This is a genomic window from Clostridium sp. (assembly GCF_050717635.1).
In the GTDB taxonomy this organism is placed as follows: domain Bacteria; phylum Bacillota; class Clostridia; order Clostridiales; family Clostridiaceae; genus Clostridium_AD.
In genome coordinates, this window is the sequence record NZ_JBOITO010000040.1 from 1 (window position 1) to 19,437 (window position 19,437).

Below are 19,437 nucleotides of genomic sequence, written 5' to 3' on the forward strand. Positions count from 1 at the left end.
ATTGGATTAACAACTATCCCAGAAGGATTTTTAACGGTTTATCTGCTAATATGATGGAACAGAAAACCTTTACAGCTTAACATTATTTTTTCTTGAAATTTTCGGACATTTTATATTGCAATCTACAGCTGATGCTACAATATCATCATCTTTTTTTAAATAAGAAGCATAGTTTTGAATAATCCCCATACCAAGTGACAACGTAAAGAAAATTTGACCTGCTGCTGCAAGAGCTCCTTTAAAACTTAAATCTGCCCATCTTGGAGTCCAAAGGTAATTAAGACCCTTGATAGCTGACCAATCTGGATTAACTGGTGATCCTATAGTTAACGCTTTATAAATTAACACAAATCCAAATATATAAAGAGCAGGCATCATTAATTTTGCCCAAGATTCTATGCCCTTTTGAATTCCTCTTGTAACTGCTAGTGCTAAACAGGATAAACTAATGATCCAGAAAGTAAATACATAAACAGGATTTTGTATATAGTTCACAAAAAACTCTCCTGTGCTTACAGCCATATCTGAGTATCCACCAGTGGCAGATAGAACAGCATAGCCCAGGGTCCACCCTATTATGTGATTATAATATGAATTTACGAGTAATGTGACTCCAATAACTAACATTCCACATATAGAACCTAGTATGATTGCTTTTTTAGGTTTAATCTTGTCCCTTGATTGAATATAAATCATAAATCCTACAGTACCATGTCCATATCTTCCACCGAGTCTTCCCATCATCCATTCTACTAGCATTAGTGGAACTCCGATTAAAAGAAGGGCTAGTACATAAGGAATCATGAATGCTCCGCCGCCATTTTTTGCAGCTTGATATGGAAATCTCCAAAAGTTTCCAAGACCAATTGAATTTCCCGCCATTGCTAAAATAAGTCCAATTTTCGAACCCCAGTTTTCTCGTTTCTCAACCATTATTAGCCCCCTTTTTATTTGAATTTTAAAAACCAATTATATATAATATATTAATTTTTTTAAAATATATTACAAATTAAATTTGCTTTAATCTGTGTATTCATGATGCAACAAATATGCTATAATTTAGTAAATAAAATAATTAACTAAGGAGGTAATGTTTTATGAGAATTGGTTTTATACTTTCTTTAATTTTTGCTATTATAGTAACACTATTCGGTATTCAAAATGCCTCAATTACTACAATTAATTTCTTATCAGCAAAATTTGATGTGTCATTGTCTCTTGTAATCTTTATATCTGCAATTATAGGTGCTATAATTGTGACTTTGTTGGGTTTACAAAAAGAATTTGTATTAAGTCGTGGTAATAAGAGGTTAACAAAAAAGGCTAATAATTTTGAAGAAGAAATTGAAACCATTAAAAGTGAAAACACTGATTTAAAGGTTGAAAATGAAACTTATAAAAATAAAATAGAGCTATTAGAAGCTAATAATAAAATTTCAACTGATGAAATAAGTACGCTAAATGTTGAAATCAAACGACTTAATGATAATCCTAAAGACGAAATAATTCTTTAATGCATGTCAAATCCTAGCAATACAAAAATGAGCAGTAGTAGCTATTTATAGCTACTACTGCTCATTTTTGTATTTTACCATCTGTTTTTCTATTCTAAACTTACTAATTAAAAAATATCATTAACAATATATTAATTACTTTATAGCCTTTAATTTAGCAATATCTGACCAATTATTGGCTGTGATAATTTCCACACTACTCATGTCTTTTCTCATACTCTTAACTTCACCTTTAATTTCTGCAACATCATGCTTCATATTTTCTTGTTCAGCTGCTATAACATCAGTCTTATGCTCCAAAGCTCTCAATATTTGAGTATGTTCATTCTGTGTGGTTTTAATTGAGTTCATCTCTCCATGCATGGAGTTCATATCCACTTTCATTTCTTTCATATCACTTTGCATTGCTTTTAGAATATCTAATATTTCCTTATCCATAAATCCACCACCTAAGTGTTTTCTTTTATTATATCATATCACAACTGTGGTTGAAATCATAAATATATTTTAACCACAACTTCCAAAATTTACACCCCTGGGGTGTCTTCCAACAAAATGAGCATCAGCAGCTATTCTATAGTCACTAATGCTCACTCTAATTTTTCGCCGTCTTTTGTTCTTCTGCTATCACTATCTATTGCACTAACCTGTGCCGCTAACTTGTCTAACCTATGATTCAAATTTCTAAGTTGTAGCGGAGTGACAACAGCTTGCTTACCTTGTTCAGCTATCTCTCTCATTTGTAGCAGCTTTACTTCTTTGAGGTTAAGAAGAATCTGTTTCTCCTTTGCCCACTTTATTTCCTGTTGCAGCTTTCTATGTAGTTCTTCTTTTTTATCCATTTGATTATCTGCAATTGCATCTAATTTCTGTCCTAGGTTAGAGTCTATTGCAACATTGCGTATCCTTTCTATATTTGGATTAGCATTTTCTTTCTGTAAATCCATAGGCGACTTTATTTCTACTATATCAGCACGTTGTTGAACCTTTGATAGTGCTGCTATATCCATATGATTACCCCCTATTTACTTTTTTTCTTAGTTCTCTATCTATTTCTATGCAATAGTATCCAAGTTCTGTCCTACATTAGTGTCTACTGCAACATTATTTCAGTAATCTGAGTAACATTTTCCTTTCCAACATTCATAGCCATCTTCATTACTGCAATGCCAGCTGATTGTTGCACTCTAGATTGACTCATTATCATTGATAATGCCCCTATGTCCATTATATTACCTCCCGTTTGATCTTAAAAATAGAAATAATTCACTCTTTAATTTTGTATCTAATTGTAATTTCCAAATTTTACACCCCTGGGGTGCTTGCGAAGGCTTGCCAGAGCTTGCTAATCATTATTTCCCATTATATCAGTCCGCGTAGCCGTATTCATCCCTACTGTATTAGGATATTGTTGAACTTTAGGTTGACTCACTTCCATTAATAGTGATGCTATATCCACATGATTACCACCTATCTATTTTATTGAGTTTATTATGTTATTTCTATAGCCACTGATACTTATTCAACTATTCTTTCACTTTCTATATTTTTACTTTCCTCATCTATTGCATTCACCTTTGATGCTAGATTGTTTAACTTAGTATTTAAAACTTCTATTTCCATAACACTCAAATTCTCATCTTTTGCCTGCTGCGCTATTTCTCTCATTTGAAGTAACTTCACTTCCATGATTCCTAGCATATTATGTCTGTAATTTACCCTGTTTAATTCCATCATTAGTTCTTCTCTTTCACCCATACCTATGCCCAAGTATCCAAGTTCTGTCCTACACTAGGGTCTACTGCAACATTCTTCATTATTTCTGTCATCTGAGCAGCAGATTCTTTTCCAGTATCCATTGCCATCTTCATTACCGCTACTCCAGCTGATTGGTGCACTCTTGACTGACTCATTATCATTGATAGTGCTCCTATATCCATTTTATTACCTCCCTTTTGATCTGATAAATAAAAATAAATTACTCTTTAATTTTGTATGCAATTGTATGATTTCCAAATTTTACACCACTGGGTACTTGGCGGACCATCGGGACGCCTTGCTATATTCCCATATACTAGGTGGCTGACACGACCCCCTTCCAATAAATGTATGAAGCGTAGCGAATACGTTTATTGGTTGCTAGAAATAATTCACTCTTTAATTTTGTATCTAATTGTAATTTCCAAATTTTACACCCCTGGGGTGCTTGCGAAGGCTTGCCAGAGCTTGCTAATCATTATTTCCCATTATATCAGTCCGCGTAGCCGTATTCATCCCTACTGTATTAGGATATTGTTGAACTTTAGGTTGACTCACTTCCATTAATAGTGATGCTATATCCACATGATTACCACCTATCTATTTTATTGAGTTTATTATGTTATTTCTATAGCCACTGATACTTATTCAACTATTCTTTCACTTTCTATATTTTTACTTTCCTCATCTATTGCATTCACCTTTGATGCTAGATTGTTTAACTTAGTATTTAAAACTTCTATTTCCATAACACTCAAATTCTCATCTTTTGCCTGCTGCGCTATTTCTCTCATTTGAAGTAACTTCACTTCCATGATTCCTAGCATATTATGTCTGTAATTTACCCTGTTTAATTCCATCATTAGTTCTTCTCTTTCACCCATACCTATGCCCAAGTATCCAAGTTCTGTCCTACACTAGGGTCTACTGCAACATTCTTCATTATTTCTGTCATCTGAGCAGCAGATTCTTTTCCAGTATCCATTGCCATCTTCATTACCGCTACTCCAGCTGATTGGTGCACTCTTGACTGACTCATTATCATTGATAGTGCTCCTATATCCATTTTATTACCTCCCTTTTGATCTGATAAATAAAAATAAATTACTCTTTAATTTTGTATGCAATTGTATGATTTCCAAATTTTACACCACTGGGTACTTGGCGGACCATCGGGACGCCTTGCTATATTCCCATATACTAGGTGGCTGACACGACCCCCTTCCAATAAATGTATGAAGCGTAGCGAATACGTTTATTGGTTGCTAATTAGAAACTGATTGAATGATTGCAGACTATTTAGTTTCTTATTGATGGTGTTGATTTCATAGTTACTTTGTACAAGTTCACTCTTATAGGAAGTTATGTGAAATCTCTTCATATTTCCTGTGAAAATGTTGCCCTTAGACTCCAACCATTCAAGAAAGGCTCTAATATCTCCTGTATAGCTCTCTACTGTTTTAGGTGCCTTACCATCTGCAACTAATGATTCCTCAAAGCTAGATACTATTTTTTCAGCTACTATTTCAGTGTGATTATCATTCATGGCTATTTCCCATGTACTTCAGTAGTTCTTTAGGTGTTAGACTTAGTAGTATTATGAGACTTATACTATAGTCACTGCTCAGAAGCATTAGGGAATTGGTATAGCTGTCTCCATTTTCACAAGATATTAGCTCAACATACTCTGGTAATGTATATCCAAAATCTATTAGTTTCTTTATAGTTTCCACATCTTCTGGAACCTCTGCTATTAGTATATAGCCTCCTAGGTCATGGTCTATATTCCTTGTTTCTCCGTAGTTATCTTCAAGAATAGTTGTAATCTCCATCGCTTTTACTACTACTTCTACTGGTAGATTTGGTATAGTTATTACTTCTCTTTTATGAGCTATCTTTATCATTATTACTCCTCCTTGAATTCTATTTCTATTACTCAAGGTAATAATATATCTTTGATTTTCCAGTAGTTACAGGCACAAAAAAATAGCCTAAGACAGATTTTACTCCATCTTAGGCTATTACCTTTTCACTGCATTATTTAGATTATGCAGTCAAACTTTTGTGTCTGATTTCCTGTTAACCCTTGCACTACAATAGATGTTGCTACTGTAGCCATTACACTATATTTTTGCAGTGAATTTTCACATAGTTTTGCAGTGAACCCATCTTTCTCCCCTAGATATCGTCACTATCGACATACTACTTTTAGAGTGCCAATAGTGCTGATATTTTAGGCTTAGTACTGTCTTTTCAGTACAATTTTCAGTCTACTTCCACACCTACTTATATTCTAGAGGGCTTTTAGAGCTGAAAACTATGCCCTCTTTGCCTTACAAAATAGGAGTATCCCTATCCACCACAACAAAATGAGCACCAGTAGCTAATCCAATAGCCACTAATGCTCACTCTAATTTTCTTCCGTCTTTTGTTTTTCTGCTATCACTATCTATCGCACTAACCTGCGCTGCTAACTTGTCTAGCCTATGATTCAAGTTTTTTAATTGCTCTGGAGTAACGACAACTTGCTTACCTTGTTCCGCTATCTCTCTCATTTGTAGCAGCTTTACTTCTTTGAGGTTAAGAAGAATCTCTTTCTCCTTCGCCCACTTTATTTCCCGTTGTAGCTGTTTATGTAGTTCTTCTTTTTTATCAATTTGATTATCTGCAATTACATCTAAATTCTGTCCGATATTAGGATCTATTGCATCAATATGTGTCTTTTCTTTCATTTGGTTATTGTTCTTTACCTCTGTATCCATAGCCGCTTCCGTTTTTATTATGTCAGCACGTTGTTGAACCTTTGATAGTGCTGCTATGTCCATATGATAACCCCCTATCTACTATTTTTCAATACCTATGCCCTTACATCCAAGTTCTGCCCTACATTAGGGTCTACTGCAACTTTGCCCATCATTTCATTAATCTGAGTTGCTGCTTGCTTCCCAGTATCTATAGCTATCTTCATCACTGCTATACCTGCTGATTGTTGTACTCTTGATTGACTCATTATCATTGATAGTGCTCCTATGTCCATTTGATTACCTCCTTATTAAGAATTCATTAGTATATCCATTTTGACCACACTTTCACATTTTTTTCTTGCTTCATCAGCTGTTTTTCCAGCACCATCTATATTTTTATAAGAAGCAGCAGCGTAGAATGGATATTCTTTATTACTAGTTTTACTGATAGTAATATCAATATTCTTATTACAAATCATTACTTGATATGTTTCCATTAATTAATACCTCCATTTAAGAAAAAAGAGCCAGAGTTTTCACCCTGACTCCTTAATATTACTTTTATAAGTTTATCAATTATCTTAATAATTGAAGAACTTGTTGTGGTTGTTGGTTTGCTTGTGCAAGCATTGCTTGAGCAGCTTGATTAAGAATGTTGTTCTTTGAGAATGTTGACATTTCTTTAGCCATGTCAACGTCTCTGATTCTTGATTCAGCTGATGTCATGTTTTCTGATGCAGTTCCTAAATTAGCTATTGTGTGCTCTAATCTGTTTGAGAAAGCACCAAGTTTTGATCTTTCTGATGAAACAGTATCAATTGCAGTTTGGATTGTAGTAATAGCTGCTGTTGCTGTAGCAGAATCAGTAACTTTAACTCCAGCTGTTCCTAAAGCTGCAGATCTCATGTCAGCAATGCCTACATTTAGCATTTGACCTTCATTTGCTCCAATTTGGAATGATAGTGTACCATTGTTATCAACTGTAGAAGTTGCAGTACCACCTGTAAACGTACTAAGAACATTTAATTCTAATCCTTTACCTGTACCATCTTGAATAGTTACATTATTTCCAACAGCTGAATATTGAGCTCCACCTGCAATAGTAACTACTGCATCTGTTCCTGTATCAGTAGCTATGCCAGCAAAATCTCCTGTTACTCCTGAAATATCCATTTTAGAAGCACTTCCAACACTATTAGCAGTAATGTTAAATGTACTAGATGCATCTAATGTAGCTTTTACACCTACTCCAGCATTATTAATAGTATCTAATACATTCTGATTTGTAGTTCCTAGTTCAAATGAAAACGATGTTCCATTTACTGTAATAGTACTAGCTGCAGCTAATGCAGTCGTAGATTGAGCAGTAGTAGCTTTATCAGTGGCAGCAGTAGCTACAGTTGCAGCAGTCATTGTTACAACAGCTCCTTTAGTAGTATCTCCAGTACCTCCTACTATAGCTATGCTTGCTGCATCTGCGCCTGTAACAGTTCCACTTACATTAGCTCCACCATTAAGAAGTTTCTTAGTATTGAACTCTGTGTTATTACCAATTCTATCTGTTTCAGCAACTAACTGATCCATTTCTTTTTGGATTTGTCCCCTATCATTTGAATTTAGAGTATCATTTGATCCTTGAACTGCAAGCTCTCTCATTCTTTGAAGTATTGAAGTAGTTTCATTTAATGCACCTTCACCAGTTTGTAATAATGAAATACTGTCTTGGGCATTAGCTCCAGCCTGGTCAAGTCCTCTAATTTGTCCTCTCATCTTCTCTGATATAGCAAGACCTGCTGCATCGTCTCCAGCCTTGTTAATTCTAAGACCTGAAGAAAGTTTCTCCATAGATTTGTTAGCGTTACTTGCGTTTATACCCATGTTTCTGTTAGCGTTCATTGCACCTAAATTGTGATTGATTATCATAATATTATTCCTCCTTGAAATTTTAGTAGGACATCCTTGTCCTCTAGTTTTATTTATAGTTAAGCTCGCTCTGAGCTGTACTAACTTGTTGAAATGTTTCTTTTCAATTTGTCATTGTTGCTTTTTGTTGAATTTCATCATATTTGCGATATCAAGGCTTTCAGAGCATTGTAAACATCAAGTTGATTTTCAACAGTTAGGCAACCTTCTGCCGTCATTTCCTTCTAATCTGAAGAAGTTTATTTGTAATTTCAACTTCTAATATTAATATCGTAAGTTAAATTTAATACTTTATAGTTTTATGAAAATAATTTTTAATTATATTTTCGACCTTTTTTCTAGAATATAACTTACTCATCTTCTTCATAATAAGTATATCGTACGAAACATTTCATACTTTATAGTTATTTGAAAATATTTTATACTTATTATATTTGTTTATCAAATGTCCCTGAATTTGCATAAAAACTTTTGTTATAATTCCTATTAGCACTCCTCGTAACTTGTATCTTATCTAATTCACATTTTGTACTTTCTTTCTTCTCTAGCATTAATTCTGATAATTCTTTCTCTGCATTTAATATATCTAGTTCACTACATAGCTTTCTGAATTCTTCAGTAGAACACTGAAACTTCTCCATATTCTCGATAACCGTTTGCCTACTATTAAGTAATTCATCTAACTTATAAATTTCGTCCTGTTTAAGTACCTTAATAAGCTCTACAGTCACTTGCTTGAATTGTACTAACATTTGTTTTAATTCACTCATAAACATTTCTCCATTTTATAGATTTTACTGACCTTGGCTAAATTGTTGAGTTAACCAACTTGATTGAGAATTCAATTTATTCATTGCAACTTCTAACCTAGCAAACCTTGTATAAAAACTATTTTCCCTAACAGCAAGCTTTTTAGTAAGTTCACTTATAAATTTATCTTTTTGTTTCATCTGTTCAGATAAAAGGTTTTTAAATTCTGTAGTATTACCTTTTATACCTGCTTTTTTAAGTAATATTCCTTTTTCGCCAAAAGGATTAGTATAGTCTTCCACTATAGCATTTAATTTCTGGAATATGCCCTTTTCATTATCATTTTCACCAGATTTACTAAATAAATCAGCAACTCCAGGTCCATTACTTTTTAATGCATCAGAAAATTTCTTTTTAGCTTGGTCAGCTGTTAAACTCTCATCAACAACAATTTTTCCTCTCTGCGTATAGTCCTTTGAAGTAGTAAATCCTAAATCTTTAAGAGTAATGGAAACTCCCTCCACAGAATCAAAGAAAGCACTTCTCATTGAACTTAGCATAGAATTCAGATTGCTATCTCCCTTAATTAAGCCTTCTTTGGCTTTATCTTCCCATATTTTTATTTCTTCTGGTTCCATTTCTTTCTTTTGGTCCTCTGTTAAAGGTTTGAAACTATATTGTTTCTTTTGTTCTACTTTTTCCTTTACTTTATCAATAAGTTCATTGTATTTAGTTATAAAACCCATTATTTTATCATAGGTTTTATCTGTGTTTACTGTTACTGATAATGTTGTTTCTCCTATTCCTTTTAATGCATAATTGATTCCATCTATAGTAAAATTATTTGTTGCTTTGTTGTCTACAGAAATTGGATTGTCAATATCTCCACCAGGAGGTACTACAGTTAGATTAGCATATCTCCCTAATTTCTTTGCTAAAGTTATTATGCCACTTGTTGGATCAAGTGGATCTTCTAAAATCGCTGGAATTCCACCATCAATCTTTAAAGCCTGCATTAAATCTTCTGATCCAGATATATCTAAAGTAGCTAATTCACCTTGCCCTTTTGTTTCGAAGGAAAAACTCTGCGTAAGTTCACTAAATCTTGCAATTACAGTTCCATTTGTTTCACTATCGACTTTGTCTGTAAATTGTTGAATTGTCATACTAGCAGCACCATCAACAGTAATATCAATAGCCGCTTCTCCATTTACAGCAAATGTAATCTTGTTTCCATCAAGTAAATTAGGAGTTAACTCTGATAACTTACTTGAAGTAGTTTTACCCACTAAAGCTATTCCACTTACTTTGGCTCCCTTAGCAAGTTCCGTTACATTTACTATATAATTTCCTTCCACAGCGCCAACCCCAGCTGTTGCTGTTGCCGATGATGAACCTACACTACTTGAAATATCATATCCTGAATAATTCTTCTGCATTAATAAATTATCATTTGGCTTAATATTATCCATATAAGAATTTTTAAGCCCTCTAGTGTCATTTATAAGCTCTCTATATATATCCTGCTTCCATTGAATAACTTGTTTATCTTGCTTTTGTTTATCCACTTTCATATTATAAGGCTGCATCATTTGCTTCACTAATGTATCCGTATCAAGCCCCGTAGCCATACCGCCAATTCTCATACCTGCCATATATTATCATCCCCTATTTTATTTCTTACCTTTAGTCCTCTTATAAGCCTCATTCCAAGTGTCCCTAACATCATCAATCAGTGGAATTATTTCATTCATAATCTCTTCACTCTTCTTCATATTTGCATCTGCAAGTCTTCTAACTATAAAATCATAAACCTTCATCAAACTCTCTGCCCACTCTCCACCTTTTGCCACATCCAAAGTTACCATTAACTCATAAAATATATTCTGCGTTTTCACAATATTCTCATGAGCCTTTTTAACATCTCTATCTATAATTGCTTGTCTACCTATTTTTGCGAACTTCGTAGCTCCCTCAACTAGCATTAAAAGGAGTTGATCCTTTGATGCAAAATTCACGCTATTATTTTTATAAGTATTAAATGCATTTCCATAAGCGTTCATTGCCATACTCCTCCACCCCTACTTTTTAGTATCTATAAAATTTCCAATTATTCTTTGCTCTTTTTCCAATGCCTCTTTAAATACCTCAATCTCATATTGATTATTTCTCGACGCACCTATGGATATTTTATGTTTCTTCTTATATTTTGAAAGCTTGTACTTATATTCTTCATAGGAGCTTGAATTATCTCTAGGATTTCTATCTTTGTTTACAGTTATTGCATTTTTCCTATGAACTACACCAGATTTTGTTGTATCCTTAACTCTTTGTCTTAATTCAACATCAATTTTATTTAATTTAAATTCCATAATAGCCCTCCTATCTTTATTCTAAAGGGTCATGCTTTTTTATTTACTAAAATACCAGCCATTTCACACATTTTAGCTACCATATCCAATATCTTTTTAGAAGGAATTTCTTTTATCACTTCATTGGTGTTATTATCAATTACGCTTACAATCATTTGGTTAAGAACATCATGCTTTTGATATCTAACATGGGTACCTTCACCTTCTAAAAATTTATTAATTTTAATAACTGCATTTTTAATTTGTTTTTCACTATCATCTTTTTCATTAAATAAATTATTAACTTCAACAGGTTTTGATACCACAACAGTTTCTGGTGCTTTGTAAAATCTATCTATATCCATCGTACTACTTTGACCAATACCCCCAATATTCATAACTTCCCCCTAATTTATTTCTTTAACTTTTCTAACGCTGATGCATCAAAGGTCATAGCTTTTTGATTTTCAGACTCTACTTCTATATAGAGCTCTTTCCGAAGTATTCCAATTTCTTTTGGTGCACTTATTGCAATTTTTACTGAACCATTTTCAATCTTTACTATAGTTATCTCTACATCTTCACCTATAAGTAATGATTCACCTTTTTTCCTACTGATTACTAACATTACCTGTCCCCCTTGCTTCTCTTTATCATGATAGAAATTATTATTTATTGACTACTTTAAATAGAGGTTCTTTTACTTTGTATTTATCATTATCTAATATTAATTGTTCCCCTAATTTTGCTTTTATATTAATAATGATTGGGGCTTTTAAATTAGTAGTCATATTCTCTATATTTGAATTTAAAGTTACTGTAGTTAGTACTTCTACATCTTCAGGTATCTCTATTCCAAGTTCTTTTAAATTAGTTTCTGGTATTTTAAATTCATAATCTATAAGGATGGTAAAGGGGGATACCAAAACTAAACCAATTGCAATATTTTCAATTGAGTGTAATATACTAAAGGCCTCATTACTTTTTAGTGGAAAAATTATAAACTTTTTAAGTTCCTTAAAGCCTGGTAACCCTTTTTTGAACACTATAACATCTTCTTCGCTGTATGATACAACTCCATGGTACTTAGTAACTATCTCCATATTACAAACTCACTCCCTTAGTTTTAATCTATCTTAAGTAATCAAGTAATGTAGGTTGAATAACCTTAGCACTTGTTTGAAGAGATGCCATATATATATTTTGCATAGTAGCATATTCCATTACTGTTTCTGTAATATCTATATCTTCTGTTGCAGATAAAATTTCAGTCATATTAAAGTTTGCATCTACATTTCTAGATTCAGCACTTTCCATTCTGTTTTGCTTAGCACCAACTTGTGAACGTAGTTTTAGTATATTAGTCATAGCACTTTGAATACCTTCCAAGTCTCCACCAGTCAATTCACTAGTAGCCCCATCATCAAGATGGTTTGTAATATTACTCAATAATTCCATAAGATTATCCCCATCTCCATAGTTCATAATTTCTGTGGCTGTAACATTGTACTCCATAGTTACTCCTTGGGATACTTCCACTGAAATCTTTGAATTTATTTGATTATATTCTGTAGCACCTGCTCCTGTAATATCTACTAATTCTCCTCCTCCAACCTGTGAATATACTAATCGGCTATTCTTATCGTCTATACCACCCGAGGCTATTTCTGTAGGTTTAGTAGTTCCTCTTGTCCCACCAAATATAAATTTACCATCAAAAGATGTATTTAATAAATTTGACAGTTCCTCTACTCTTTGATTTACTTCATCCTTAACAGCTTGTCTTTGATCATCACCATAGCCACCATTTCCGGTAGAAACTAAAAGTTCGTCTATTCTTCCTACTACAAAGCCCATCCTATCTAATGTTTCATCTGTCATGTCAAGCCAATTTGTTGTACTTTTTATATTACTATTATATTGCTTATTTGCATCTATTTCTGAATACATTTGCATTATCTTAGATGCTTTAGCAGGATCATCTGAAGGTTTTGTTATTTGTTTACCTGAACTCATTTGGTTCTGTATCTTACTCAGATTTGTTAAATTTGTTCTCATATCCCTTAAAAAATTGTTAGATAGCATTTTATTGGTTATTCTCATATCTTCACCCCTTCATACAATTGAATTTATTATTTATCTTTTTAAGCCATTAATAATAAGATCTAGTAGTTCATCAACAGTTGAAATAATCTTTGCATTAGCTTGATAAGCATGTTGATATTGAATCATATTAGCCATTTCCTCATCCAAAGATACGCCTGATATGGAGGCCCTTGACTCATTTAATCCTGCTAGTAGCACTTCATGGTTTTCAACAGTTTTTTTAGCTGTTTGTGTTTGAACTCCTAGTCTACTTACGAAATCTGTAAAATAGCCGCTAATAGTCATTCCATTGGAAGATGAGTTAATAGAACTAACTTTTGTAGCATCGAGATTTACTTTACCGGTCAAAAATAGATCTCTTGTTGTACCCTCATTTATACCTTGAATCTCTAATTTAATATATCTAAGCTGGGCAATAGCAACTGCTCTGGTATTATCAGTTGGCCCAGATGTAGCATCTTTCCCAGTGTTTATAAGCATTGGATTTTCAAGGATATCTTCATTAACTGTAATGTTCCCTGCTGTAATTTCTGTTTCACCAGAAACATTATTATCACTGTTAACGAAAAACTTAAGGCCATCACCTGCTTCAGTTAGACTACCACTATGCACAGCATTTATAGAAAAAGCAATCCCTTTAGCTAAGGCATTTAACTCTCCTACATATTTATCTATATCCTTTTGTACAGACATATATCCTTGTAATTCTCCAGTTTTAGGAGTAAATAGTTTTAAATCACTAAACTCTGGATCAGTTATATCTTCAATTTTAGTACCAGCTCCATCTATGGCATTGCCATCCTTATCTGCCCATAGAACTCTACCTTGATCTAAACTTTTATATTGGTCATCAGTCAATTCCATATTTATAGTTACTTTATTAGCATCCGATGACGTATCCCCATTTTTATAATAAGTAACATCATAAGTTGTTCCATCTACATTTTTTTCTATTGAACTTATGTAAGAAAATCTTCTAACATCATCGTTAGGACTAGACTTTATAAGATATGAGTTTACCATACCACCATTTTTGTCCGTTCTAATATCTTGCCCACCAAGCGTTTTCTTTTCAATAGTAATACCAAACTTTACACTTAGCTGATCTACTAGAAGATCCCTTTTATCCATTAAATCATTCGGCTCATTTCCACCAACTTTTACAGCTACAACCTGTTGATTTAACTCATTTATTTGATCAAGCATATTATTTACATCCACAACATTCAGCTTAATAACATCTTGACTATTGCCTTTTATTTTTATAAGTTGGTTATAAGTATTGTTTAATTCATCTGTAAGCGCTCTAGATTGTTCTGCTACCACTGTTCTTGAGTTAGAGCTTTCAGGGCTTCTGGTAAGATCTTGCCAAGAATTAAACATCTCATCCATTAAGCTTGACACACCACTGTCACTAGGTTCATTCATAATACTCTCAATCTCTGAAAGGAATTTTTCGCGCCCTGCGTAGTAACCCATTGTTCCATTTTCCGTTCTTACCTGATAATCTAAAAAGGTATCTCTAATTCTTACTATGGCGGATACCTGTACACCAGTACCGAGTTGTCCAACACCCATAGCATTATTCATACTAGGCATTCCAAAAGGCCTTGTCGTCTCCATAGTAGCTCTTTGCCTTGAATAGCCTTCTGTGTTAGCATTAGCTATGTTATGACTAGTTACATCAAGCGCCTTTTGTTGAGCGCTCATACCCCTTGTAGCCACATTAAAAGTTGAAAATAATCCTGACATTTAAATCACCTCACACTATTTGTTTATTTTACCTCTTGAATTGTAAGTTGCTTTCTCTCTTACTGGATTTAATATATTAAGAATTCTACTTGTAAAACTAAGTCCTTGTTTTATAAGTAACTCATTAGTATCCTTTTGCACTTTAACTTCTTGTAATATAGCTTTAATTTTATAATAATTTTTCTCAATCTCTACGTCTCTAAATTCTTCAACTATCTCACTCATAGCTCTGTTTTCAGTGATTTTTCTCCGGGAAACTTCCATAGCTGCAATGTTTGTATTAGCTTTTTTTATGGTATCCACGCAATTTTCCATTCCAAAGATGTCACTTTTAATTATGCATCTATGTTGCTCTTCAAGTGCACTCAGAAGCGTGGTCACAGCTTCTATTTCCTGAATCATAACAGTATTTAGTTTATTTTTCATAACTAAATATCTCTCCCCTTCATTATATCCATCATCTTTTTAGCAGTTAAAGCTGAATCCATCTTGTAAGTACCCTTATTTACATCATTTTTAATTGCTTCTATTTTCTCTTTCGAATTGTGCATTTTACTATCTAATGATAATGCACTTAGGTTTTTCCCAGCCGAGGATAACTCTATTGTGTCTTTTTTTATAGCAGTTGCCTTTGGCTGTGTTTTAGCTTCACTTTTTTTATAGAAATTAACTACATTATTTTTTACTCCATCTATTTTCATTTATATCCACTCCTTGCTTTTTATATGTTTTAGTCCTCACGGTATTCTATCTATTTATATTATCGTATATAACACTCGAAAGTTTATACAGTATTTTATTATTAATGATTTATTTACATATACATTTAAATAAGTAGTCTTATTTTCAATGTATCTTGTATATAATAAAGCTATAAAAAAATAAAAGGGAATAAATTTTCATTATTCCCTTTATAAAATATATAATTCATATAATATTATTCTACTAATGCCTTAACTCTTTCTTCTCCACTAATTATGCTAGTAATTCTAACTCCAAAATTCTCATCTACAACTACAACTTCTCCATATGCTACCTTTTTGCCATTTACCAATATATCTACTGGCTCTTCAGCTAGCTTATCAAGTTCAATTAGAGAACCTGTTCCCAAATTTAAAATATCCCTAATGTTCTTTTTAGTTTTTCCAAGAACTACAGAAATTTCTAAGGGTACATCTAATATTAAGTCAATGTTTCTAGTAGCATTATAAACCGGAGCTTTTGTTAGTGGTTTAAATTCTGCCTGTCTAACCTCTACTTGCGGCTGCTGCCTCTCAATTGTTTTTGGCTCATATTCTGGTTCTGGCTGAACATTGTTATAAGTTGGTGCATATTGTGGCACTTCTGTTACAGGAGCTGGTACAGGTGTAGGAGTACTTTCCACCTTAGGAGCTTTAGTTTCTTCTGTGCCCATCATAATAGCCACTATTTTTTTAGCAGTCTCCGTAGGTAATACTTGCATTATAACACTATCTATTAACTCCCCTATAGTTATTTTAAAGGCTACCTGAACAATTTCCTCGTTTTCATCTATACTATCACTTAGTGGTGAAGTGGTTGCATCCCAAATCTTAGAACTTGGAGGTGAAATATTCACTTCTCTAGCAAACATTGTCGCCATAGATGTTGCCGCAGACCCAATCATTTGATTCATAGCCTCCGAAACAGCACTAATTTCAATTTCTGATAGCACCGGCACTCCTTCAAGTACACCATCTCCGCCCATCATTAAACTGGCTATAACTGCTGCATCAGTAGTTTGCATTACTAAAAGGTTTCCACCCGTTATTCCACTTGTGAATTTCACGTCTAGTGCAATACTTGGATCTGGATATTGTTCTTTTAACTTTTTAAGCGTACTTACCGTAACTACTGGCGTAGCAATGTTAACTGGCTGCCCTACTATAGTGGAAAGAGCTGTTGATGCTGATCCCATAGAAATATTTCCAACTTCACCTAGCAAATCTTTCTCAATATCAGAAAGCTCAAACGCCTGTATAGGTTCAGGAGTTATGTCAGGTTCCGAACTCATGTCGCCTCCATTTAAGAGAGCGTCAATTTCTTCTTGTGAAAGAAAGCCGTTACTCATAATTTTCCACATCCTTATCTATTATATCTAATATCTGAATCCCCTTATTTTTACCTATAGTACCAGGAATACCTGTATAACACAATTGTCCTTCCACAAACACTTTGACTGGACTATCACTGGTGTTATCCAGTGTTATAACATCACCCTCGGTTAACTGTAAAAACTCATCTACAGTAATATTGGTTGAACCTAGAAGTCCTGTTAGTGGAACACTTACTATATTTAGTCGTTCTTTTAATCTAGTTCTAGAATCACTGACAATGTCTTCATCATTTTCTCTAAACCAATATTGCACAACTAGCTTATCAAGTACTTTTTCAATACTTAAATAAGGAATACAAATATTTATGAAATTATTAGTATTCATCATTTCTACCGAAAAAGTAATTAGTGCAACAGGTTCATTTGGAGCTAGTGTTTGATTAAGTGCAGGATTGGTCTCAAGTGCCTCAATCTCTGGTTGTACATCTAAAACATCTTCCCAAGCAAGTTTTAAGTTAGATATAAGTCCGGCATTAACCTTTTTCAATATGTTTTTATCTATATCAGAAAAATCTTTTAATTTGATCTTTCTATTTCCCATCCCTCCAAGGAGTATGTCAATTACTTGAAACGCAAATTGAGGATTAGTTTCAAATAATATAGAACCACTTAATGGTGGCATTTTAAATATAGTTAAAACAGTAGGATTAGGAATTGAATGAATAAATTCATCATAGGTTATTTGCTGAATACTTTCAATTTTAACCTTCACATTGTTTCTAAGTTGCGCCGATAAATAACTTGATATTATTCTTCCATAATTATCGTGAATAAGCTCAAGCGTTCTTAAGTGATCTTTTGAGAACTTTTGAGGGCTTCTAAAATCATATAGCTTAATTTTATGTTTTTCATCTTCGCTTGGAATTTGGTCTGCTTCTATTTCCCCAGAGGATAGGGCAGACAAAAGTGAATCTATTTCACTTTGTGATAATACTTCTGCCATATTTCTACCTCATTTCTCCATATGCATTAGGATTATTTCTCTTATTGTTCAATCAATTTTTATCTTTCGATCAGCTTGTTAATATCAATTAATGTGACAATTCTATCTTTAAAGTTTATAACACCACGAATATAACCTTTATCTCTTTCATTTTCAACTTTTTCTATTTGGTCTTCTTCAATTTCTAATACTTCATCAACTTGATCTACAGTTACCCCAACAGATTCTTCTTCTAGTTTCAATATAATGATGTTTTCTTGGCTCTCTGCTGCATTTTCTATATTTAAAAGAAGGTTTATATCTAGTAGAGAAATTATAGTCCCTCGTAGATTAATTAGACCTTTTATATAATCTTCCGACTTTGGTACTTTTGTTATTTCCATCATGTCATTAATACTTTGAACTTTAGATGCTTCCACTGCAAATTGTTCCTCGTTAACCTTAAATACAACTACTTGCATAATGTTCCCCTCCTAGCCTACAACTTTTTTTATTGCTTCAAGTACTCTATCTGCTTGAAACGGTTTAACAATAAAATCTCTTGCACCAGCTCTTATTGCATCCATAACCATAGATTGTTGACCCATAGCACTACACATAATTATTTTTGCAGTAGGATCAAAAGCTTTAATAGCTTTAACAGCTTCAATTCCATCCATATCTGGCATTGTAATATCCATAGTAACAACATCTGGTCTTTCTACTTTGTATAGCTCCACAGCTTTAATTCCATTGTTTGCTTCACCTATAACATTAAACCCGTTCTTCTCTAATATGTCTTTTATCATCATTCTCATAAATGCCGCGTCATCAACAATTAATACTTTAGCCATTTTATATTACCTCCAATTAATTTACACCTAATGAATTCAATATTTTTTCTAGTGATCCGGGCATTGGTATATAGTAGAAATGCCCACTGATTTTTTGATTTTCCTGTAAAAAATGTGTTTCTAAATCAAGTATATATTCATCGAATTGCCCTGACTCAATAAACGTAGTTGAAAGTATTGCTCCAACCATATCTAAAGCAACTGCTGGCACCGAAGGAACAAGCACAAGATTTGTAAGTTTTGCTATTGCATTCATGAAAGAGCTGGAAATAATATTTCCTATTTCACACAAGGCCGAACTCCCGATTTCCGTTATTTCCATCTGTTCCTCGCCCATAAGTTTCGAAATGAATTTCAAAGCAGTTTCCTTATCTAAAGTATACAGTATATTTCCTGGTATATCACCAAGAACTCGCACGATTACACCAATTACTATTTCTTCCACACCAACTTTACAAAAAATATCATCAAAAGGAATAATATTTACTGATGGCACCGTCATATCTACCTTTTGGTTCAATAATTGTGATAATGAAGTAGCTGCATTCCCTGCACCAATATTTCCTACTTCTTGTAGCACATCTAATTGCATAGGACTAAGCTTTGAATAATCCATATAATAATATCCT

General features: G+C 33.3%; 31 protein-coding genes. 1 reads left to right on the top strand and 30 read right to left on the bottom strand.

Going from position 1 to position 19,437, the window contains the following annotated elements; all coding sequences use genetic code 11:
- Window positions 1-69 precede the first annotated feature (69 nt).
- The gene (locus tag ACREWB_RS20715; protein WP_431549375.1) at window positions 70-933 is read right to left on the bottom strand and encodes an SLC5/6 family protein; all 864 of its coding nucleotides are present in this window, start codon (window positions 931-933) and stop codon (window positions 70-72) included.
- A 164-nt stretch (window positions 934-1,097) separates the two neighbouring features.
- On the opposite strand from ACREWB_RS20715, the gene ACREWB_RS20720 reads away from it, so the two are divergent.
- On the top strand, window positions 1,098-1,514 hold the full coding sequence (locus ACREWB_RS20720) for a LapA family protein (RefSeq protein WP_431549376.1): 417 nt from the start codon (window positions 1,098-1,100) through the stop codon (window positions 1,512-1,514).
- Window positions 1,515-1,649: 135 nt separating this feature from the next.
- On the opposite strand, the gene ACREWB_RS20725 is transcribed toward ACREWB_RS20720, so the two are convergent.
- The 29 genes from ACREWB_RS20725 to ACREWB_RS20865 all read right to left on the bottom strand — a co-directional run bounded on the left by ACREWB_RS20725 (window position 1,650) and on the right by ACREWB_RS20865 (window position 19,424).
- Entirely contained in the window at window positions 1,650-1,952 is a 303-nt protein-coding gene (locus ACREWB_RS20725) for a hypothetical protein (RefSeq protein ID WP_431549377.1), read from the bottom strand.
- A gap of 152 nt (window positions 1,953-2,104) precedes the next feature.
- Window positions 2,105-2,524 (bottom strand): hypothetical protein, encoded by a 420-nt coding sequence (locus tag ACREWB_RS20730; RefSeq protein WP_431549378.1) that lies wholly within the window; start codon window positions 2,522-2,524, stop codon window positions 2,105-2,107.
- 83 nt (window positions 2,525-2,607) lie between these two features.
- Window positions 2,608-2,742 carry a YjfB family protein gene (locus tag ACREWB_RS20735; protein ID WP_431549379.1) on the bottom strand — a complete coding sequence of 45 codons (135 nt, stop codon included), beginning with the start codon at window positions 2,740-2,742 and terminating at the stop codon, window positions 2,608-2,610.
- A 290-nt stretch (window positions 2,743-3,032) separates the two neighbouring features.
- Window positions 3,033-3,272 carry a hypothetical protein gene (locus ACREWB_RS20740; RefSeq protein WP_431549380.1) on the bottom strand — a complete coding sequence of 80 codons (240 nt, stop codon included), beginning with the start codon at window positions 3,270-3,272 and terminating at the stop codon, window positions 3,033-3,035.
- Window positions 3,273-3,274: 2 nt separating this feature from the next.
- Window positions 3,275-3,454 (bottom strand): YjfB family protein, encoded by a 180-nt coding sequence (locus tag ACREWB_RS20745; RefSeq protein WP_431549381.1) that lies wholly within the window; start codon window positions 3,452-3,454, stop codon window positions 3,275-3,277.
- A gap of 462 nt (window positions 3,455-3,916) precedes the next feature.
- Window positions 3,917-4,156, bottom strand: coding sequence for a hypothetical protein (locus tag ACREWB_RS20750; protein ID WP_431549380.1), 240 nt, complete (start codon window positions 4,154-4,156; stop codon window positions 3,917-3,919).
- Window positions 4,157-4,158: 2 nt separating this feature from the next.
- Window positions 4,159-4,338, bottom strand: coding sequence for a YjfB family protein (locus tag ACREWB_RS20755; RefSeq protein WP_431549381.1), 180 nt, complete (start codon window positions 4,336-4,338; stop codon window positions 4,159-4,161).
- A gap of 189 nt (window positions 4,339-4,527) precedes the next feature.
- A complete protein-coding gene (locus ACREWB_RS20760; protein ID WP_431549382.1) occupies window positions 4,528-4,818 on the bottom strand; it encodes a site-specific integrase in 291 nt (96 codons plus the stop codon).
- A complete protein-coding gene (locus ACREWB_RS20765) occupies window positions 4,811-5,176 on the bottom strand; it encodes a hypothetical protein (protein WP_431549383.1) in 366 nt (121 codons plus the stop codon). The genes ACREWB_RS20760 and ACREWB_RS20765 overlap by 8 nt, the downstream gene beginning before the upstream one ends.
- A gap of 501 nt (window positions 5,177-5,677) precedes the next feature.
- Entirely contained in the window at window positions 5,678-6,097 is a 420-nt protein-coding gene (locus tag ACREWB_RS20770; RefSeq protein ID WP_431549384.1) for a hypothetical protein, read from the bottom strand.
- A gap of 32 nt (window positions 6,098-6,129) precedes the next feature.
- Window positions 6,130-6,309: a YjfB family protein gene (locus ACREWB_RS20775; RefSeq protein ID WP_431549385.1), complete on the bottom strand. Its 180-nt coding sequence runs from the start codon at window positions 6,307-6,309 to the stop codon at window positions 6,130-6,132.
- A gap of 15 nt (window positions 6,310-6,324) precedes the next feature.
- On the bottom strand, window positions 6,325-6,513 hold the full coding sequence (locus ACREWB_RS20780; protein ID WP_431549386.1) for a hypothetical protein: 189 nt from the start codon (window positions 6,511-6,513) through the stop codon (window positions 6,325-6,327).
- 79 nt (window positions 6,514-6,592) lie between these two features.
- Window positions 6,593-7,939, bottom strand: coding sequence for a flagellin N-terminal helical domain-containing protein (locus tag ACREWB_RS20785; RefSeq protein ID WP_431549387.1), 1,347 nt, complete (start codon window positions 7,937-7,939; stop codon window positions 6,593-6,595).
- Between the two features lie 428 nt (window positions 7,940-8,367).
- Window positions 8,368-8,709 (bottom strand): flagellar protein FliT, encoded by a 342-nt coding sequence (fliT, locus tag ACREWB_RS20790; RefSeq protein WP_431549388.1) that lies wholly within the window; start codon window positions 8,707-8,709, stop codon window positions 8,368-8,370.
- A 24-nt stretch (window positions 8,710-8,733) separates the two neighbouring features.
- The gene (gene fliD / locus ACREWB_RS20795; RefSeq protein WP_431549389.1) at window positions 8,734-10,344 is read right to left on the bottom strand and encodes a flagellar filament capping protein FliD; all 1,611 of its coding nucleotides are present in this window, start codon (window positions 10,342-10,344) and stop codon (window positions 8,734-8,736) included.
- Between the two features lie 18 nt (window positions 10,345-10,362).
- Window positions 10,363-10,758: a flagellar export chaperone FliS gene (gene fliS / locus ACREWB_RS20800; protein ID WP_431549390.1), complete on the bottom strand. Its 396-nt coding sequence runs from the start codon at window positions 10,756-10,758 to the stop codon at window positions 10,363-10,365.
- Between the two features lie 12 nt (window positions 10,759-10,770).
- The gene (locus ACREWB_RS20805; protein ID WP_431549391.1) at window positions 10,771-11,061 is read right to left on the bottom strand and encodes a hypothetical protein; all 291 of its coding nucleotides are present in this window, start codon (window positions 11,059-11,061) and stop codon (window positions 10,771-10,773) included.
- A 29-nt stretch (window positions 11,062-11,090) separates the two neighbouring features.
- The gene (locus tag ACREWB_RS20810; protein WP_431549392.1) at window positions 11,091-11,438 is read right to left on the bottom strand and encodes a flagellar protein FlaG; all 348 of its coding nucleotides are present in this window, start codon (window positions 11,436-11,438) and stop codon (window positions 11,091-11,093) included.
- Between the two features lie 14 nt (window positions 11,439-11,452).
- Window positions 11,453-11,668, bottom strand: coding sequence for a carbon storage regulator CsrA (csrA, locus tag ACREWB_RS20815; protein WP_431549393.1), 216 nt, complete (start codon window positions 11,666-11,668; stop codon window positions 11,453-11,455).
- 40 nt (window positions 11,669-11,708) lie between these two features.
- A complete protein-coding gene (gene fliW / locus ACREWB_RS20820; RefSeq protein ID WP_431549394.1) occupies window positions 11,709-12,143 on the bottom strand; it encodes a flagellar assembly protein FliW in 435 nt (144 codons plus the stop codon).
- 28 nt (window positions 12,144-12,171) lie between these two features.
- Window positions 12,172-13,143: a flagellar hook-associated protein FlgL gene (flgL, locus tag ACREWB_RS20825; protein WP_431549395.1), complete on the bottom strand. Its 972-nt coding sequence runs from the start codon at window positions 13,141-13,143 to the stop codon at window positions 12,172-12,174.
- 33 nt (window positions 13,144-13,176) lie between these two features.
- Window positions 13,177-14,898, bottom strand: a complete 1,722-nt coding sequence (flgK, locus tag ACREWB_RS20830) for a flagellar hook-associated protein FlgK (RefSeq protein WP_431549396.1) — start codon at window positions 14,896-14,898, stop codon at window positions 13,177-13,179.
- 15 nt (window positions 14,899-14,913) lie between these two features.
- Window positions 14,914-15,324, bottom strand: coding sequence for a flagellar protein FlgN (locus tag ACREWB_RS20835; protein ID WP_431549397.1), 411 nt, complete (start codon window positions 15,322-15,324; stop codon window positions 14,914-14,916).
- A gap of 2 nt (window positions 15,325-15,326) precedes the next feature.
- Window positions 15,327-15,599, bottom strand: a complete 273-nt coding sequence (flgM, locus tag ACREWB_RS20840) for a flagellar biosynthesis anti-sigma factor FlgM (protein ID WP_431549398.1) — start codon at window positions 15,597-15,599, stop codon at window positions 15,327-15,329.
- Between the two features lie 236 nt (window positions 15,600-15,835).
- Window positions 15,836-16,987 carry a flagellar motor switch phosphatase FliY gene (gene fliY, locus ACREWB_RS20845; RefSeq protein WP_431549399.1) on the bottom strand — a complete coding sequence of 384 codons (1,152 nt, stop codon included), beginning with the start codon at window positions 16,985-16,987 and terminating at the stop codon, window positions 15,836-15,838.
- Window positions 16,980-17,975: a flagellar motor switch protein FliM gene (fliM, locus tag ACREWB_RS20850; RefSeq protein WP_431549400.1), complete on the bottom strand. Its 996-nt coding sequence runs from the start codon at window positions 17,973-17,975 to the stop codon at window positions 16,980-16,982. Before fliM ends, fliY begins: the two co-directional genes overlap by 8 nt.
- Window positions 17,976-18,034: 59 nt before the next feature.
- Complete coding sequence (locus ACREWB_RS20855) at window positions 18,035-18,436, bottom strand: chemotaxis protein CheW (protein WP_431549401.1); 402 nt, start codon at window positions 18,434-18,436, stop codon at window positions 18,035-18,037.
- Window positions 18,437-18,448: 12 nt separating this feature from the next.
- A complete protein-coding gene (locus tag ACREWB_RS20860; RefSeq protein ID WP_431549402.1) occupies window positions 18,449-18,808 on the bottom strand; it encodes a response regulator in 360 nt (119 codons plus the stop codon).
- A gap of 16 nt (window positions 18,809-18,824) precedes the next feature.
- Complete coding sequence (locus ACREWB_RS20865; protein WP_431549403.1) at window positions 18,825-19,424, bottom strand: chemotaxis protein CheC; 600 nt, start codon at window positions 19,422-19,424, stop codon at window positions 18,825-18,827.
- Between the last annotated feature and the right edge of the window lie 13 nt (window positions 19,425-19,437).

Coding starts and splice junctions, on each gene's coding strand:
- ACREWB_RS20715 (WP_431549375.1), bottom strand. CDS start 933: ATGGTTGAGAAACGAGAAAACTGGGGTTCGAAAATTGGACTTATTTTA.
- ACREWB_RS20720 (WP_431549376.1), top strand. CDS start 1,098: ATGAGAATTGGTTTTATACTTTCTTTAATTTTTGCTATTATAGTAACA.
- ACREWB_RS20725 (WP_431549377.1), bottom strand. CDS start 1,952: ATGGATAAGGAAATATTAGATATTCTAAAAGCAATGCAAAGTGATATG.
- ACREWB_RS20730 (WP_431549378.1), bottom strand. CDS start 2,524: ATGGATATAGCAGCACTATCAAAGGTTCAACAACGTGCTGATATAGTA.
- ACREWB_RS20735 (WP_431549379.1), bottom strand. CDS start 2,742: ATGGACATAGGGGCATTATCAATGATAATGAGTCAATCTAGAGTGCAA.
- ACREWB_RS20740 (WP_431549380.1), bottom strand. CDS start 3,272: ATGGGTGAAAGAGAAGAACTAATGATGGAATTAAACAGGGTAAATTAC.
- ACREWB_RS20745 (WP_431549381.1), bottom strand. CDS start 3,454: ATGGATATAGGAGCACTATCAATGATAATGAGTCAGTCAAGAGTGCAC.
- ACREWB_RS20750 (WP_431549380.1), bottom strand. CDS start 4,156: ATGGGTGAAAGAGAAGAACTAATGATGGAATTAAACAGGGTAAATTAC.
- ACREWB_RS20755 (WP_431549381.1), bottom strand. CDS start 4,338: ATGGATATAGGAGCACTATCAATGATAATGAGTCAGTCAAGAGTGCAC.
- ACREWB_RS20760 (WP_431549382.1), bottom strand. CDS start 4,818: ATGAATGATAATCACACTGAAATAGTAGCTGAAAAAATAGTATCTAGC.
- ACREWB_RS20765 (WP_431549383.1), bottom strand. CDS start 5,176: ATGATAAAGATAGCTCATAAAAGAGAAGTAATAACTATACCAAATCTA.
- ACREWB_RS20770 (WP_431549384.1), bottom strand. CDS start 6,097: ATGGACATAGCAGCACTATCAAAGGTTCAACAACGTGCTGACATAATA.
- ACREWB_RS20775 (WP_431549385.1), bottom strand. CDS start 6,309: ATGGACATAGGAGCACTATCAATGATAATGAGTCAATCAAGAGTACAA.
- ACREWB_RS20780 (WP_431549386.1), bottom strand. CDS start 6,513: ATGGAAACATATCAAGTAATGATTTGTAATAAGAATATTGATATTACT.
- ACREWB_RS20785 (WP_431549387.1), bottom strand. CDS start 7,939: ATGATAATCAATCACAATTTAGGTGCAATGAACGCTAACAGAAACATG.
- fliT (WP_431549388.1), bottom strand. CDS start 8,709: ATGAGTGAATTAAAACAAATGTTAGTACAATTCAAGCAAGTGACTGTA.
- fliD (WP_431549389.1), bottom strand. CDS start 10,344: ATGGCAGGTATGAGAATTGGCGGTATGGCTACGGGGCTTGATACGGAT.
- fliS (WP_431549390.1), bottom strand. CDS start 10,758: ATGGCAATGAACGCTTATGGAAATGCATTTAATACTTATAAAAATAAT.
- ACREWB_RS20805 (WP_431549391.1), bottom strand. CDS start 11,061: ATGGAATTTAAATTAAATAAAATTGATGTTGAATTAAGACAAAGAGTT.
- ACREWB_RS20810 (WP_431549392.1), bottom strand. CDS start 11,438: ATGAATATTGGGGGTATTGGTCAAAGTAGTACGATGGATATAGATAGA.
- csrA (WP_431549393.1), bottom strand. CDS start 11,668: ATGTTAGTAATCAGTAGGAAAAAAGGTGAATCATTACTTATAGGTGAA.
- fliW (WP_431549394.1), bottom strand. CDS start 12,143: ATGGAGATAGTTACTAAGTACCATGGAGTTGTATCATACAGCGAAGAA.
- flgL (WP_431549395.1), bottom strand. CDS start 13,143: ATGAGAATAACCAATAAAATGCTATCTAACAATTTTTTAAGGGATATG.
- flgK (WP_431549396.1), bottom strand. CDS start 14,898: ATGTCAGGATTATTTTCAACTTTTAATGTGGCTACAAGGGGTATGAGC.
- ACREWB_RS20835 (WP_431549397.1), bottom strand. CDS start 15,324: ATGAAAAATAAACTAAATACTGTTATGATTCAGGAAATAGAAGCTGTG.
- flgM (WP_431549398.1), bottom strand. CDS start 15,599: ATGAAAATAGATGGAGTAAAAAATAATGTAGTTAATTTCTATAAAAAA.
- fliY (WP_431549399.1), bottom strand. CDS start 16,987: ATGAGTAACGGCTTTCTTTCACAAGAAGAAATTGACGCTCTCTTAAAT.
- fliM (WP_431549400.1), bottom strand. CDS start 17,975: ATGGCAGAAGTATTATCACAAAGTGAAATAGATTCACTTTTGTCTGCC.
- ACREWB_RS20855 (WP_431549401.1), bottom strand. CDS start 18,436: ATGCAAGTAGTTGTATTTAAGGTTAACGAGGAACAATTTGCAGTGGAA.
- ACREWB_RS20860 (WP_431549402.1), bottom strand. CDS start 18,808: ATGGCTAAAGTATTAATTGTTGATGACGCGGCATTTATGAGAATGATG.
- ACREWB_RS20865 (WP_431549403.1), bottom strand. CDS start 19,424: ATGGATTATTCAAAGCTTAGTCCTATGCAATTAGATGTGCTACAAGAA.